Annotated in this window: 11 protein-coding genes, 5 tRNA genes and 1 pseudogene; 11 read left to right on the forward strand and 6 right to left on the reverse strand. The window is 74.4% G+C overall.

Annotation, left to right across the window (positions count from 1 at the left end; all coding sequences use genetic code 11):
- Nucleotides 1-60: 60 nt before the first annotated feature.
- The 5 genes from O7595_RS28095 (at nt 61) to O7595_RS28115 (ending at nt 8,864) form a co-directional block, all read left to right on the forward strand.
- Nucleotides 61-699, forward strand: a complete 639-nt coding sequence (locus O7595_RS28095; protein ID WP_269731383.1) for a GNAT family N-acetyltransferase — start codon at nt 61-63, stop codon at nt 697-699.
- A gap of 369 nt (nt 700-1,068) precedes the next feature.
- Complete coding sequence (cbiE, locus tag O7595_RS28100) at nt 1,069-2,283, forward strand: precorrin-6y C5,15-methyltransferase (decarboxylating) subunit CbiE (protein ID WP_269731384.1); 1,215 nt, start codon at nt 1,069-1,071, stop codon at nt 2,281-2,283.
- 368 nt (nt 2,284-2,651) lie between these two features.
- Entirely contained in the window at nt 2,652-6,395 is a 3,744-nt protein-coding gene (cobT, locus tag O7595_RS28105) for a nicotinate-nucleotide--dimethylbenzimidazole phosphoribosyltransferase (protein ID WP_269731385.1), read from the forward strand.
- A gap of 318 nt (nt 6,396-6,713) precedes the next feature.
- Nucleotides 6,714-7,991, forward strand: a complete 1,278-nt coding sequence (gene cobA / locus O7595_RS28110; RefSeq protein WP_269731386.1) for a uroporphyrinogen-III C-methyltransferase — start codon at nt 6,714-6,716, stop codon at nt 7,989-7,991.
- A gap of 54 nt (nt 7,992-8,045) precedes the next feature.
- Nucleotides 8,046-8,864 (forward strand): TrmH family RNA methyltransferase, encoded by an 819-nt coding sequence (locus O7595_RS28115; RefSeq protein WP_269731387.1) that lies wholly within the window; start codon nt 8,046-8,048, stop codon nt 8,862-8,864.
- A 100-nt stretch (nt 8,865-8,964) separates the two neighbouring features.
- Here O7595_RS28115 and O7595_RS28120 read toward each other — a convergent pair whose 3' ends face one another.
- Complete coding sequence (locus O7595_RS28120; RefSeq protein ID WP_269732660.1) at nt 8,965-10,170, reverse strand: serine/threonine-protein kinase; 1,206 nt, start codon at nt 10,168-10,170, stop codon at nt 8,965-8,967.
- A gap of 199 nt (nt 10,171-10,369) precedes the next feature.
- Here O7595_RS28120 and O7595_RS28125 point away from each other — a divergent pair.
- The 4 genes and pseudogenes from O7595_RS28125 (at nt 10,370) to O7595_RS28140 (ending at nt 12,628) form a co-directional block, all read left to right on the forward strand.
- Nucleotides 10,370-10,628: pseudogene (locus tag O7595_RS28125) on the forward strand (hypothetical protein).
- A gap of 186 nt (nt 10,629-10,814) precedes the next feature.
- The gene (locus tag O7595_RS28130; protein WP_093656992.1) at nt 10,815-11,021 is read left to right on the forward strand and encodes a hypothetical protein; all 207 of its coding nucleotides are present in this window, start codon (nt 10,815-10,817) and stop codon (nt 11,019-11,021) included.
- A 340-nt stretch (nt 11,022-11,361) separates the two neighbouring features.
- Nucleotides 11,362-12,312 (forward strand): phosphotransferase family protein, encoded by a 951-nt coding sequence (locus tag O7595_RS28135; protein WP_269732661.1) that lies wholly within the window; start codon nt 11,362-11,364, stop codon nt 12,310-12,312.
- Between the two features lie 52 nt (nt 12,313-12,364).
- Nucleotides 12,365-12,628: a TFIIB-type zinc ribbon-containing protein gene (locus O7595_RS28140; protein ID WP_269731388.1), complete on the forward strand. Its 264-nt coding sequence runs from the start codon at nt 12,365-12,367 to the stop codon at nt 12,626-12,628.
- A 122-nt stretch (nt 12,629-12,750) separates the two neighbouring features.
- Here O7595_RS28140 and O7595_RS28145 read toward each other — a convergent pair.
- From O7595_RS28145 to O7595_RS28165, 5 genes are all read right to left on the reverse strand, one after another.
- Nucleotides 12,751-12,822, reverse strand: a tRNA-Val gene (locus tag O7595_RS28145).
- 43 nt (nt 12,823-12,865) lie between these two features.
- Nucleotides 12,866-12,937, reverse strand: a tRNA-Val gene (locus O7595_RS28150).
- A gap of 43 nt (nt 12,938-12,980) precedes the next feature.
- Nucleotides 12,981-13,052, reverse strand: a tRNA-Val gene (locus O7595_RS28155).
- 1 nt (nt 13,053) lies between these two features.
- Nucleotides 13,054-13,127: transfer RNA gene (locus O7595_RS28160), tRNA-Cys, on the reverse strand.
- Nucleotides 13,128-13,163: 36 nt separating this feature from the next.
- Nucleotides 13,164-13,236 (reverse strand) — tRNA-Gly (locus tag O7595_RS28165).
- A gap of 168 nt (nt 13,237-13,404) precedes the next feature.
- Here O7595_RS28165 and O7595_RS28170 point away from each other — a divergent pair.
- A complete protein-coding gene (locus tag O7595_RS28170; protein ID WP_269731389.1) occupies nt 13,405-14,451 on the forward strand; it encodes a chorismate-binding protein in 1,047 nt (348 codons plus the stop codon).
- The gene (locus O7595_RS28175; RefSeq protein ID WP_269731390.1) at nt 14,451-15,278 is read left to right on the forward strand and encodes an aminotransferase class IV; all 828 of its coding nucleotides are present in this window, start codon (nt 14,451-14,453) and stop codon (nt 15,276-15,278) included. Before O7595_RS28170 ends, O7595_RS28175 begins: the two co-directional genes overlap by 1 nt.
- Nucleotides 15,279-15,311: the final 33 nt, after the last annotated feature.

Consider the following 15,311-nt stretch of genomic DNA (forward strand, 5'->3'; position numbering starts at 1 on the left):
CCCGATGCTGCATGCTGTGCCTTTACGGCCCTTACGACGGTCTTCGGCATGGAGCTGCGCATGACTACCACCTTCCCGGACATCTCCATCAGCACGGAGAGGTTGGTTCTGCGCGCGCTCGAACCCGCCGACGCCCCCGCTCTCGCCGAGATGATGAACGACGAACAAGTCGCCGCCTGGACCGCCGTGCCCCAGCCCTACACCGAGGCCGCGGCCCACGGCTGGATCACCGACCGCGCCCCCAAGGAACGCGCCGCGGGCCGGGGCATAGACCTCGCCGTCACCGAGTTCCTCACCCAGCGCCTGGTGGGGGTGATCCAGCTGAGCAGGACCGACTGGCGGGTGCGTGCCAGCGAGATGTCGTACATCATCGCCCCCTGGGCCCGCGGCGAGGGCTACGCCTCCGAGGCGGCCCTCGCCACCGCCCAGTGGCTCTTCCGCGACCAGCGCTTCGAGCGCCTCGAACTGCGTACCGCCGCCGACAACACCGCCTCCCAGCAGGTCGCCCAGAAGATCGGCTGCATCAGCGAAGGCGTCCTGCGGGGCGCCTGCATAGCCCGCACCCGCACCGAGGGCGGGGGCTGGGCGGATCTGCGCACCGATTTCATCGTCTGGAGCCTGCTCCCCGAGGACCTGGAAGGGGTCGCCGACCAGATGGCCGAGGCGGGCGGATTCGGCGCCTACACCGACTGGAACTGACCGGCCGCCGGCGGCGGCGGGACCGCGGACCGGGCCCCGGGAATGGGGCGTACGGACCGGGCCGGCGCGCCGTCCAGGGCGAAGGGTCCCGTCGACCGCCCGGACGCACGGGGAGGCGGGTGGACGGTCTCCGGGTGGACGAGCCGGGCGGCGGGTGGACGCTCTCTCCGGTGGACGCACCGGGGGGCGCGCCCGAGTCGTCCCTTCCGGACGCGGGCCCGGCCGTACGGGTCCGGAGGAACCGGCGGACCCCGCACCGGAGCGGCCCGCACCCCCGCCCGTCACCGACACCGGGTAACCTCGGCCCTGCCTGCCCCACACCCCGTGGGTACGGTCCTCACCTGCGACGACACCAGGAGAAAGACGACCATGGCCGACCGGGTCACGGTGATCGGCTGGGACGGCTCGCCGCTGACCGCGGCCGCCAGGTCCGCCCTGTCCGCGGCCACGCTCGTCGCCGGGGCCGCCCACCACCTGGCGCTTCCCGAGGTACCGCCGGGCGCCGAACGCGTCCGCCTCGGCAGCGTCGACCTCGCCGCCCGCAGGATCGCGGGGCACCGCGGCAGCCCCGTCGTCCTCGCCGACGGCGACCCGGGCTTCTTCGGCGTCGTACGCACCCTGCGCGCGCCGCAGCACGGCCTCGAGGTGGAGGTCGTCCCCGCCGTCTCCTCCGTCGCCGCCGCCTTCGCCCGGGCGGGGATGCCCTGGGACGACGCCCGGATCGTCGTCGCCCACAGCCGCACGCTGCGGCGCGCGGTCAACGTCTGCCGGGCCCGTCCCAAGGTGGCCGTCCTCACCTCACCGGGCGCCGGACCCGCCGAACTCGCACTGCTCCTCGACGGCGTCCACCGCACCTTCGTGATCTGCGAGGAGCTCGGCACCGAGCGCGAGCAGGTCACCGTGCTGACCTCCGACAAGGTCGCCGACCACAGCTGGCGCGACCCCAACGTGGTCATCGTCATCGGCGGCGCCGCCGGCGCCCAGGGCGGTGCCGGCTGGGTCGCCGGTGGGGAGCCCGGCCATTCCGCGCAGGTACGCGGCTGGGCCCTGCCGGGCGGCGAGAGCCGGCCGGCCGCCGAGAGCGAGTCGCTGCAGCTTCGCGCCGCCCAACTCGCCCGGCTCGGACCGCGCCTGGGCGACCTCGTGTGGGACATCGGCTGCGGCAGCGGGGAGCTGGCCGCCGACGCGGCCCGCTTCGGTGCCGCGGTGATCGCCGTCGACGACGACCCCGCCGCCTGCATCCGGGCCGACGCCGCCGCCCGCCGCCACGGCGTCCTCCTGCAGACCGTCCGCGGCCGGGCGCCGCACGTCCTGGAACGGCTCCCCGAACCGGACGTCGTACGGATCGGCGGGGGCGGCGTCCCCGTCGTCACCGCCTGTGCCGACCGCAGGCCCGAGCGCATCGTCACCCACGCCTCCACCCGGGACGAGGCCGAGGCGATCGGCGCGGCGCTCACGGAGGGCGGCTACGACGTCGAGTGCGCCCTCCTCCAGTCCGTCGAGCTCGATACCGGCGACTGGTCGGAACGCGAGCGGTCGGTCGTCTTCCTGCTCGCCGGCCGGCGTGGGGATCACGTTTCCTGACCGCTCGGCCGCCGTCCCCCGGCCGCCCCTGGACCGGGCGCGGAACCGTGGCGCGGTAGGCTGGCCGATCGTTGTACCGCAGCCGGTCGTTGGTCGATTCGCTCGCCAATATCCGGAAAAGGGGACGATTTTGGCCCCGGTTGTGGTACGGCGCGACCGGGGGACGCGCAACGTGGCGCAGTCCACACCGAACCGTGGCCGATCCTGCTGCCGCGGACGCGAACGCCCACGACAATGCTTGTGTCCGCGGGCTTTCGTGCCGCGTGGGGCACACGCTCGTTCTTGTAGTGACGGGCACGGGTGTGTGCCGCGATCGGGCGTCCCGGGCGAAGGTCTGAAGGAGCACAACCGATGGGCGAGGGGTACGCATGACTGACACCGGCCAGGTCCCGGGCCAGGGACTGCCGGAGAACGCAGGCATGGTGGAGCAGCCGGGCGTCCCCGCTCCCGGCGCGTACACCTACCTCGACCACTCCGGCGGTGCCCCAGAAGCCGTCACCGAGGACGACGACCTGCTCCTGATGCCGGGTGCGCAGGGAGCGTGGAGCGACCCGGCCGCGGCCCCGCCCACGGCGCCCGAGCCGGCCCCGGCGGCGGCTCACGGCACGGGCCACGTCCAGCCGGTACCGGTCGCCCAGGACACCGTGGCGGCCCTGCATCCGCAGGTTCCCGGCGCGCAGGCCGCGCCGGGGTACGCCGGGGCCGGGACGGCCGCCGTGCCCGAGCAGACGCACGCGCACACGGCGCAGGAGCAGCAGTACACGGTTCACGAACAGCGGCTCCGAACGGCCGAGCAGCAGACCACCCCCGCTCAGGGCGTGCCGCAGCAGGCCGCCGGCGCACAGGCCGCTGCCGGGCCGGTGACGGCCGAGCAGCCGGTGGCCGGGCAGGTTGTGACCGCCGGGGCCGCCACCGTCCACGGACAGCCCGCCGTCCAGGAGCAGCCGCCCGCTCCGGCGCAGCCGGCGGCCCACGACCGGCAGTCCGTGCACGGTCAGGCCGTTCCGCACGGTCAGCCCGCCCAGGACCCGCAGACCGCGGCGGAGCAGCCTTTGCACGAGGCCGGGGCCCACGAGGCCGGCGGCCGGGACTCCGGATCCCTCGATCTCGGCGGTGTGCGGATGCCGCCGCCCGCCGCGTCCGCGCAGACGCCGCCCCAGGCCCGCCGCCCCCTCCACATGGGCCCGCCGGTCCCCGAGGCGAACAGCGGTGTGGTCCGCTCACTCGCCGACCGCGGCCCCGCCGCCCATCGCGCCGGCGGCGCATCCTCCCAGCAGGGAGCCGTGACGGCACCCGTCGCGGGTCCGCCGGCCGGCGGACCGGAGTACCTTGACGTGCCGCGTGACGAGGCGGACCTGCTGCCCGGTCCGCAGCTGGGCGTGATCCCTCCGCAGGGCGCGTCCCCTTGGGCCGCCCGGCATGCGCAGCCCGGGGCCGCCGTGACCGTCCCCGCGGAGACCGCATCCGAGGCGGTCGCCCCGGTCTCCGCCGAAACGGTCCCCCCGCGGGCCGTGCCCACCTCCGCCGCCGAACCGGCGGCGCCCGAGCCGTATCCGGCGGGAGTGCCCGCCGAGGTGGCACCGGAGTCCATGGCCACCGGGCAGTTCCCGGCGGTGGAGGGTTCCCTGCCGACGGGTCCCCGACCCGCGACCTCGCCGGTGGCCGTGATCGTGCCGGCCGAGGAGGGGCAGCGGGGCGCCGAGGTACCCGTGCCTTCCCCCGAGCCCCCCTCGCCCGCCGCCGACTCCGCCACGACTCCCCCCGAGGCCGTCGTGGTCTCCGAGCCGGAGCCCGAGTCGGTGGAGGCGCCCCAGCCCGTCGCCGCGTCCGGGTCCGTACCGGCGCCCGGGGCCGGCGCGGCGGAGCCGGTCGCTGCTCCGGAACACGTCGCCGCAGCCGGTACCGGTGCGGCTCCGGAGCCGGAGTCCGTCGCCGTCGTGCCCGCGCCCCGCGAGGGGGAGGACGAGGACGAGACCGCCGCGGCCGACCGGGCGGCGCGGACCGGGCGGAGCGCCGAGGTCCTCGACGCCACGCAGCCGGCCGGGACCCCCGTACCGGCTCCCGAGGGCCGCTCCACGGGCGAGCCCGGGGGAGTCGGGCCCGTGCCCGCCGCCGAGCGGACGCCCGGGGCCGAGACCGCCGCGGACGCCGAACGGCCCGGAGTGCCGGAGGACGCCGGGAGCGCGGCCGCCGGGTCAGTACCGGCCCTGGCGGGGGAAACCGCCCCCGAAGCCGAGTCGCCGGCCGAGACGCGGGCGGAGGTCGGGCCCGAGTCGCCCGCCGAGCCCGAGCCGGGCCGGGAGCCCGGGACACAGCCCGTCGCCGACGGGGTGCGGGGTGCCGGTGAGGACGTCGAGGCGGAGGCCGAGGAGATCCAGGGCGCGGCGGCGCCCGGATACGCCGACGCCGAACGCGAAGCCGTACTCCGCGTGATGCGCGAGCGCCGGGACATCCGCAACGGCTTCCGCAGCGATCCCGTCCCGCACGACGTCCTGCTCCGGGTCCTCGAGGCCGCGCACACCGCGCCCTCCGTGGGCCACTCCCAGCCCTGGGACTTCGTCGTCATCCGTTCCGCCGAGACCCGGCGCTCGATGCACGAACTCGCCCAGCGCCAGCGCGAGGCGTACGCCAAGTCGCTGCCCAAGGGCCGGGCCAAGCAGTTCAAGGAACTGAAGATCGAGGCCATCCTCGACACACCCGTCAACATCGTCGTCACCGCCGACCCGACACGCGGCGGCCGTCACACCCTCGGCCGGCACACCCAGCCGCAGATGGCTCCGTACTCCTCCGCCCTGGCCGTCGAGAACCTCTGGCTCGCCGCCCGCGCCGAGGGACTCGGCGTCGGCTGGGTCAGCTTCTTCGACGAGCGCGAGATGGTCCGCGCGCTCGGCCTGCCCGAGCACCTGGAGGTCGTGGCCTACCTCTGCGTGGGCTACGTCGACGAGTTCCCCGAGGAGCCCGAACTGATGCAGGCGGGCTGGTCCAAGCGCCGGCCGCTGTCCTGGGTCGTCCACGAGGAGACGTACGGCCGCCGCGCCCTGCCCGGCGAGGAACCCCACGACCTGCTCCAGGAGACCGTTTCCAACATCCGCCCGCTGGACGCCAAGGCGCTCGGCGAGGCGTGGGAGCGGCAGAAGCGGATGACCAAGCCCGCGGGCGCTCTCGGCATGCTCGAGATCATCTCCGCGCAGCTGGCCGGGCTGTCCCGGATGTGCCCGCCCCCGATCCCGGAGCCCGCGGCCGTCGCGATCTTCGCCGGCGACCACGGTGTGCACGCCCAGGGAGTCACTGCCTGGCCTCAGGAAGTGACCGGACAGATGGTCGCGAACTTCCTCGGTGGGGGAGCGGTCTGCAACGCCTTCGCCAACCAGGTCGGTGCGGAGGTCTGCGTCATCGACGTCGGTGTCGCCTCCGACCTCCCGGCCACCCCCGGGCTGCTGCCGCGGAAGGTGCGCCCCGGAACGGCCGACTTCACGACCGGACCCGCACTCGGCCGCGAGGAGGTCCTCGCCGCGATCGAAGTGGGCATCGAGACCGCCCGCGACCTGGTCTCCGCGGGCAACAAGGCGCTGCTCACCGGTGAGATGGGCATCGCCAACACGACGGCGTCGGCCGCGCTGATCTCCGTCTACACCGGGGTGGACCCGGCGGAGGTCACCGGGCGCGGCACCGGCATCAACGACGAGATGCACGCCCGGAAGGTGGATGTCGTCCGCCGTGCGCTGGAACTCCACCAGCCGGACGTGGCCGATCCCGTCGGCGTCCTCGCGGCGGTCGGCGGCCTGGAGCACGCGGCCCTGGTCGGCTTCATCCTGGGCGGTGCGTCGCTGCGTACGCCGGTCGTCCTGGACGGCGTCTCCGCGGGCGCCGCGGCGCTGGTCGCCCGGGCGGTGGCGCCCGAGGCCCTCGCGGCATGCATCGCCGGACACCGCAGCGCCGAGCCCGGCCACGTAGCCGCCCTGAACAAGCTGGGCCTGCGTCCGCTGGTCGACCTGGACCTCCGCCTCGGCGAGGGTACGGGCGCACTGCTCGCGCTCCCGCTCGTCCAGAGCGCGGCCCGCGCGATGCACGAGGTGGCGACGTTCGACTCGGCCGGCGTCACGGAGAAGTAGCACGGCGACAGGGCGCGCGCCATCCGTCACGGGTGGCGCGCCCCTGCCGATGCCGCACCTGTGCGCGGGCGTTCCGCGTCCGCGCCGGCGTTGCGCCCGTGCGCCGGGCGCCGCGCGTCCGCACGGCGACCGGTGCGCGGACGCCGCGATGTGCGGGAGCGGCATGGTGCTCACCCGGGGCGCGAGCCGTCCTCCCGGCGCTCGCATTGTCGCGCCCCCCACCCCGTATCGTGTTCGCCAGGACCGTCTCACCCGTCCCCACCAGCCGCTTCACCGTCGCAGCGGCCCCGCCCCGCCGCACCGAGGAGCCGCACCGCCATGGCCGAGCCCGCCGAGCAAGCCAAGAGCCCCGCGCACCCGCAGCCCGACTCCCGCGAGGAGCACCCCGCCTACCCCGTCGGACTCCGCCTCGCGGGCCGGCGCGTCGTCGTCCTCGGCGGTGGCCAGGTCGCCCAGCGCCGTCTCCCGGCCCTCATCGCCGCCGGTGCCGACATCACCCTGGTCTCACCGTCCGCGACCCCGTCCGTCGAGGCCATGGCGCAGGCGGGGGAGATCACCTGGGCCCGCCGCCGCTACCAGGACGGGGACATCGCCGACGCCTGGTACGCGCTCGTCGCCACCAGTGATCCCGTCGCCAACGAGTCCGCCTCGGCCGAGGCGGAAAGGACCAGGACCTGGTGCGTGCGGTCCGACGACGCCGAAGCGGCGACGGCGTGGACACCGGCCACCGGACGCAGCGAGGGTGTGACGGTCGCGGTGCTCACGGGCCGGGACCCGCGCCGGTCGGCCGCCGTGCGGGACGCCATCGTCGAGGGTCTGCGCGACGGTTCCCTCGCCGCACCGCGCCGTCGTGACCGTACGCCGTTCGTCGCCCTCGTCGGCGGCGGCCCGGGCGATCCCGACCTGATCACCGTGCGCGGCCGCCGGCTGCTCGCCGAGGCCGACGTCGTCATCGCCGACCGTCTCGGCCCGCGCGACCTGCTCGACGAACTCCCGCCGCACGTCGAGGTGATCGACGCCGCGAAGATCCCGTACGGGCGTTTCATGGCGCAGGAGGCGATCAACAACGCCCTCGTCGAGCACGCCAAGGCGGGCAGGTCGGTCGTGCGGCTCAAGGGGGGCGACCCGTTCGTCTTCGGCCGCGGCATGGAGGAGGCGCAGGCCCTGGCCGAGGCCGGTATCGCCTGCACGGTCGTGCCGGGCATCTCCAGTTCGATCTCCGTTCCGGGCGCAGCCGGCATCCCGGTCACCCATCGCGGTGTGGCCCACGAGTTCACGGTGGTCAGCGGCCATGTCGCGCCGGACGATCCCCGTTCGCTCGTCGACTGGGAGTCGCTCGCCAAGCTGACCGGCACGCTGGTGATCCTCATGGGCGTCGACAAGATCGGTGCCATCGCCGAGGCCCTCGTCGCCCACGGCAAGGCGCCGGACACCCCGCTCGCGCTGGTGCAGGAGGGCACCACGGCCGCCCAGCGACGGGTGGACGCGACGCTCGCGACGGTCGCGGAGACCGTCAGGACGCAGGACGTCCGGCCACCCGCGGTCATCGTCATCGGCGATGTCGTCGCCGAGGCCCTCACAAGTAACCATCGGTAACGGAACTCCGTCCCGCCCGTTGGCACCTCTCCCCGGACAAGGCAGTATCACCCTGTGGCAGATCTCATCACCATCGACGACCCCGAGGACCCGCGCCTGCGTGACTACACGGGCCTGACCGACGTCGAACTGCGGCGCAAGCGCGAACCGGCGGAGGGCCTGTTCATCGCCGAGGGGGAGAAGGTCATCCGCCGCGCCCGGCACGCCGGTTACGAGATGCGATCGATGCTGCTGTCCGCCAAGTGGGTCGACGTCATGCGCGACGTGATCGACGAGGTCCCGGCGCCGGTGTACGCGGTCAGCCCGGACCTCGCCGAACGCGTCACCGGCTACCACGTCCACCGGGGCGCCCTCGCGTCCATGCAGCGCAGGCCCCTGCCGACGGCCGGCGAGCTCCTGCGGGACGCCCGCCGTGTCGTGATCATGGAATCGGTCAACGACCACACCAACATCGGCGCGATCTTCCGGAGTGCCGCCGCCCTCGGGATGGACGCGGTGCTGCTCTCGCCCGACTGCGCCGACCCGCTCTACCGGCGCTCGGTGAAGGTCTCGATGGGCGCGGTGTTCTCCGTTCCGTACGCCCGCCTCGACTCCTGGCCCAAAGGACTGGAGACCGTACGGGAGCCGGGCTTCAAGCTGCTCGCGCTCACCCCGGACGAGAAGGCGTCGCCGATCGACGAGGCCGCTCCGCACCGGCTGGACCGGGTCGCGCTGATGCTGGGCGCCGAGGGCGACGGGCTGTCCACGCAGGCCCTGGTGGCGGCCGACGAGTGGGTGCGCATCCCGATGGCCCACGGCGTGGACTCGCTGAACGTCGGCGCGGCCGCGGCGGTGGCGTTCTACGCGGTGGCCACGAGCCGCCCCGGGAACTGACCGGACCGGTTTCCGCGGGGCCCGCCACGCCCTACGGCGTGTCTCGAACGTCCCGTCCGACCGGGGGCTCGCCCCGCGGGCGGACGGAGCTGCCTTCGCACTAGCCCCGCAGGCTCTGCGCCACCGTGATGCCCAGCGCCACGACGAGCGTCACCACGACGAACACGAAGATCCGCTGGCGCAGCAGGCGGGGATTGGCCGGCCTGCGCCCGGTGGACGTCGCCCTGGCACCGGGCCGGGACGCGGGCCGGCCGCCCGTCTTCGCGCCGCCGCGCGACTGCGGCGGCCGCGAGCCGCCCGTACGGGGTGCCTGCCGTCGCGGCATCCGTTCCCGGGACGCGGCCGGCCCCGGGCTCCCCCCGGTGGCCGGCGGCCTGCCGTGGGTCGTCCGCTCCGTGTACCGCGCGGTCCCGCGCCCCGGCGTCAGCTCCTGCTCGGCCCGTTCCCGCTGGGCCGGGGGACGCACCTCCGACAGACCCTGCGCCTCACGAGCGGCGATCTCCTTCAGCCGCATGGACAACTGCAGGGTGCTGGGCCGTTCCTCGGGGTCCTTCGCCAGGCATGCGCGCAGCAGCGGGGCCAGCGCGTCCGGCACGCCGTGCAGTTGCGGCTCCTCGTGCACCACGCGGTACAGCATCACTTCGGAACTGCCGTGCCCGAAGGGGGAGTCGCCCGTCGCGGCGTACGCCAGCGTGGCCCCCAGCGAGAAGACGTCCGTGGCGGGGGTGACCACGGCGCCGCGCACCTGCTCGGGAGCGAGGAAGCCGGGGGAGCCGACGGCGGTGCCCACATGGGTCAGCGTGCTCGCGCCGGTGGCCCAGGCGATGCCGAAGTCGATGATCCTGGGGCCCTTGGGGGAGAGGAGGATGTTCGACGGCTTGAGGTCCCGATGGACCACCCCGGCCTCGTGGACGGCCACGAGCCCCTCGGACAGCGCCGCCCCGACGGCGGCCGTCTCGGCGGCGGACAGCAGGCCCTCCCCGGCCACCCGGTCGTGCAGGGACGGCCCGGGTACGTACTGCGTGGCGAACCAGGGACGGTCCGCCTCGAGGTCCGCGGCGACGAGCCGGGCCGTGCAGCCGCCCCGGATCCGCCGGGCGGCCGACACCTCACGGGCGAAGCGGGACCGGAACTCCTGGTCCTCGGCGAGGTCCGGGCGGATCACCTTCAGCGCGACGCGCTGACCGCGCCGGTCGGAGCCGAGGTACACGACCCCCATGCCGCCGGCGCCGAGTCGCCGGTGCAGCCTGAACGAGCCGACGACACGCGGATCCTCGCGCCGGAGCCGCATCATCGCCATGTTCATCCCCGCCGGCCGGTGGTCCTTCTGACGTGGCACAGCTTACGTACCCGTGGGCCGGTGTGCTCATAGGCCGCGCCCTCGCGGGCCGATCGATTGTCAGTGCCCGGTGGGAGAATTGAGGAGTGGTCAGGAGTCCTGGGGAAGCAGGCCGGCTGACCCTTGCGCGATCCCAATGAGGCGCGGCAGAAGGGGGATTGGATCGATGAAGGGCGACCGCGTGGAGATGGTCGTGGACGCGGGGGACACGACGAGGACGTACGAAGTGGTGGCAAGCCGGGTAGGACGGCGGGTCGAGACGGCGGTCCGGCGGGGGGTGGTCGAGGTGAGCGAAGTCACGCGTTCCGGTTTCATCGTGCGAACGGCCCGCTTCAATGGCCAACCGGGTGGCGCTGGTCGAGCAGCCCGTGCCCGCCGAAGGGCCCGGAGACCGCCGTCCCCTCCGGGAAGACCCCCAGACCTAGGTCCACTTCTCCACCCAGGGGAGTACATCGGGACGGGCGGACTCATCCTCCTGGAGGCCCGCCAATCGGTACGCGGGCATGACGTGGCGGACCTCCGGGCTCCCTAGTCTTGAGGTCAAGCGGCGGGGGCGGCACTCGTCCCCCGAGGTCACGCACCCGCCGCGCCGACTCGACGGGAGAGGAACCATGGCGGACACGGCATCGCGGACCATGATCCGCACGCAGGGGCGCAAGGCCTTCGCCGCGTTCGACGGCCGTCCCGGCGGCCGTCGCCACCCGCTGGTGGCCACGGCCATGGTCCTCCCCCTCGCGACACTGCTCGTCGTCGTCTTCGGCGGCTGGGAGGCAGTGGTCACACAGGCGTCGTCCGTGGGCGTGATGCTGGGGCGCTGAGCGGCGCCCCGGGCCCGGGAGAGCGGCCCGGGCCGGGGACATCCCACCCATAACCCCGTGGGGACGGGGGTGCGGCGGACGACAGCGCTCGGCCGGCCGGCTGGGGAGCCGGCCGGCCGAGCGCTATTGCTCGGTCCGGGACTGTGCCGCTCCGGGGCCGGGAGTCGGTCGGCGACCCCGTCGCTGTCCGGTCCGCCCGGCCCGCGGCCTCCCGAGGTCCCGTCCGTGCGTCCCGTCGTCGCCTGCCCGGCCCTTCGGCCACGACCACTCCCAGGGCTGCCGCAGGCCCGGGCGCACCTGCCCGTACCCTCGGCGCGTGGAGCAGAGCGATCGCGCGCTGGTGCGCGCCCTTGCGGAGGTCGCGCGGAAGGCGGCGCACGTGCCCGGGCCGCGGGCCGCGTGCCGGGCCTGCGGGCAGGAGGCGGACGTGCTGGCCGAACGGGCCGACGCCGTCGTCGTACGGCACGGCCCTGCGGTCGCCAAGGCCCACGCGCCGTGGACGGACCCCGACGCGCACCGCGTACGGATCGCCGTCGCCGCGCATCCGCGGCTCGCCGGGATACTCCTGCCGCCCGTCCGGGGCACCGCGCACCTCGGCGAGCGTCCCGTCACCACCTGGCCCTACGGCAGTCCGGTGGACCCCGCGGACCCGGACGCGGCCCCCTGGGAGGAGGCCGCGGCGCTGCTCGCCCGGCTCCACTCGGTGCCGCTCCACGCTCTGCCCGGCCCGCTGCCCGCGATGCGGGGCCCCGCCAAGGCCGCCGCGGCGGTGGCCCGGATGCACTCGGCAGCGCCCGCGCATCCCGCCGTGTGCGCCGTGCTGGGCGCCTGGAGCCGGCTCCCCGCCTGGGCCCGCGACGAGGCTCCCGCGCCCGTGCCTGCCCGTCTGTGCCACGGCGACCTCCATCTGGGCCAACTGGTCCGCCATCCCGCGGACGAGGGCCCCTGGCAGCTCATCGACGTCGACGACCTCGGCCTCGGCGACGCCGCCTGGGACCTCGCCCGCCCGGCGGCGTGGTTTGCGGCGGGCCTACTCGCCCCTGACGTATGGGCGCGCTTCCTGGGCGCCTACCGGGCCGCCGGCGGCCCGGCCGCCGGGCCCGACGGAGCCGATCCGTGGCCACCGCTCGACGTGCCGGCCCGCGCCCTGACCGTCCAGGCCGCGGCCCTCGCCGTGGCGAGGAGCACCGCCGAAGGGCGCGATCTCGACGACGTGGAGCGGGCGATGACCGACGCATGCGCCCGAATTGCCTTCCTCCCGCCCGAGTTGGACGACATGATCCCGTCGTAGATTGGGCACGGGATCACCCGATGAGACCGAGCGGCGAGGAGCTGACCGAACGATGCAGTGTCCCAAGTGCCATGCACCGATGCACACGTACAACCGCAACGGCGTCCAGATCGAGCAGTGCAGCGGCTGCCGGGGGATATTCCTGGACTACGGCGAACTGGAGGCGCTGACCCGTCTGGAGAGCCAGTGGGTGCAGCAGGCTCCGCCGCCCGCCCCGCAGGGCTATCCGGCGCCCGCGCAGCCGGCCTGGGGCGCCCCGCACCACGGCGGTCACCACCGTCAGCGGGGCTTCGGGCGGATGCTCTTCTCGTCCTGACGACGGCCGGCCGCTCCCGGGACCGGCTCCTCCGGGTGACCGGGACCCGGCCCCCGGCGGCGACGGTGCCGGGAACACGACGGAGCCCCCGTCCGCGCACTGCGGCCGGGGGCTCCGGGCGGTGGACGATACTGGGATTGAACCAGTGACCTCTTCCGTGTCAGGGAAGCGCTCTCCCGCTGAGCTAATCGTCCTCGGGGCCACGGCCCGGAGGCCGTGGGTAGTGCGTGTGCTGCGTGGACGATACTGGGATTGAACCAGTGACCTCTTCCGTGTCAGGGAAGCGCTCTCCCGCTGAGCTAATCGTCCTCGGGATCACGGCCCGGAGGCCGTGGGTAGTGCGTGTGCTGCGTGGACGATACTGGGATTGAACCAGTGACCTCTTCCGTGTCAGGGAAGCGCTCTCCCGCTGAGCTAATCGTCCTTGGAGGTGGAGACGGGATTTGAACCCGTGTAGACGGCTTTGCAGGCCGTTGCCTCGCCTCTCGGCCACTCCACCCCGGAGTGCGGGGGTCGGGAAGATCCCCCTCATTCGAGCGGACGACGAGATTCGAACTCGCGACCCTCACCTTGGCAAGGTGATGCTCTACCAACTGAGCCACGTCCGCCTGTCGTTTCCGGCCCGCTTCCGCGTCCCGGCGACGTGTTGAACTTTAGCGGATTCCTGGGCCAGCACAAAAACGCGTTTCCGCAGCGTGCTGAGCCGTGCTCACGCCGGGTTCGTCTCCGGGTGCGCGCCGGAGCGACCGCCGGGGGCCCGCCATAGACTCACAGCCGTGCACGACCTCGCTCCCATGGCCCGCTTCGGCGGCCTCGTCGCCACCGACCTCAGGGACGTCACCAGCGACCCCGAGGCGCTCGACTCGTCCGGCTTCTGGGCCGTCTCCGCCGATTTCGAAGGGCGTCTGACCTGCGCCCGCTTCGGTGACGTCCGCCCCGAGCCGGTGCCCGCGCCGGACCCGGCGCGCTGGTGCGGACCCGCCGCCGGGGACTGGACCTCGTCCCTGGACCGGGCCGCGTACACCGCTGGAGTGCGCCGCATCCGGGAGCACATCGCGGCCGGCGAGGTCTACCAGGCGAACCTCTGCCGGGTGCTGTCCGCGCCGCTGCGCGATCCCGCCGCCGCCGACGTCGACGCCCTGACCGCGCTCCTCGCGCGCGGCAACCCGGCCCCCTACGCCGGAACGATCAGGCTGCCCGCGCACGGTGTGGAGATCGCCACCGCCTCTCCCGAGCTCTATCTGCGCCGGGAGGGGAGCACGGTGGAGTCAGGTCCGATCAAGGGCACCGGCCGCACGGCGGCCGATCTCCTGGAGAAGGACCACGCCGAGAACGTGATGATCGTGGACCTGGTCCGCAACGACCTCGGGCGGGTGAGCGCCTCGGGGTCCGTGACCGTCCCGGCCCTGTGCGCCGTCGAGGCCCATCCCGGCCTGGTCCACCTCGTGTCCACCGTTCGCGGCGAGCTCGTGCCCGGCGCCGGATGGCGCGAGCTGCTGGACGCCACCTTCCCGCCCGGCTCGGTCACCGGAGCGCCGAAGTCCAGCGCCCTGCGGATCCTGGCCGGGCTGGAGACGGCACCGCGCGGCCCGTACTGCGGCGGCATCGGCTGGGTCGACGCGGACCGAGGGGCCGGCGAGCTGGCCGTGGGCATACGCACCTTCTGGATCGACCGTTCCCAGGGAGTCCTCCGCTTCGGAACCGGCGCCGGGATCACCTGGGGCTCCGACCCGGAGCGGGAGTGGGACGAGACCGAGCTGAAGGCGTCCCGGCTGCTCGCGGTAGCGTCGGGAACGTACGCGCAGAGTGGAAGGACGGTGTGATGAGGATCTGGGTCAACGGCGGACTGCGGGACGCCGACGACGCCCTGGTTTCCGTGTTCGACCACGGGCTGACCGTGGGCGACGGCATCTTCGAGACCGTGAAGTCGACCGACGGCCGCCCCTTCGCCCTCACCCGGCACCTCGACCGGCTCACCCGCTCGGCCCGCGGTCTCGGCCTGCCCGACCCGGACCACGACGAGGTCCGCCGCGCCTGCACGGCCGTGCTCGAGGCGAACCCCGTGCCGCTGGGCCGGCTGCGGATCACCTACACCGGCGGGCTCTCCCCGCTCGGCTCCGACCGCGGCGACAAGGGTCCCTCCCTCGTCGTCGCCCTCGCCGCGACCACGCGCAGGCCCGACACCACCGCGGTGATCACGGTGCCGTGGACGCGCAACGAGCGCGGTGCGCTGGCGGGGCTGAAGACCACCTCGTACGCCGAGAACGTCGTCGCCCTGGCCCGGGCCCACGAGCAGGGCGCGTCCGAGGCGCTGTTCGCCAACACCGTCGGGCGGCTCTGCGAGGGCACCGGCTCGAACGTCTTCGTCGTCGTCGACGGCCGGCTGATCACCCCGCCCGTCTCCTCGGGCTGCCTCGCCGGGATCACCCGCGCGCTGACCGTGGACTGGACCGGAGCGCAGGAGGCGGACCTGCCGATGGACGTGCTGGAGCACGCCGAGGAGATCTTCCTGACCTCCTCGACCCGTGACGTCCAGGCCGTCCACCGCGTCGACGGCCGCGAGCTGCCCGGCGCCCCCGGCCCCCTGACGGCCAAGGCCATGCGGATCTTCGAGGAGCACGCCGCCGCGGACCCGGATCCGCTGCCCTGAGGGACGAGTCCGTACGGGCATGGTGACGGGTGC

This window comes from Streptomyces sp. WMMC940 (assembly GCF_027460265.1).
Classification (GTDB): domain Bacteria; phylum Actinomycetota; class Actinomycetes; order Streptomycetales; family Streptomycetaceae; genus Streptomyces.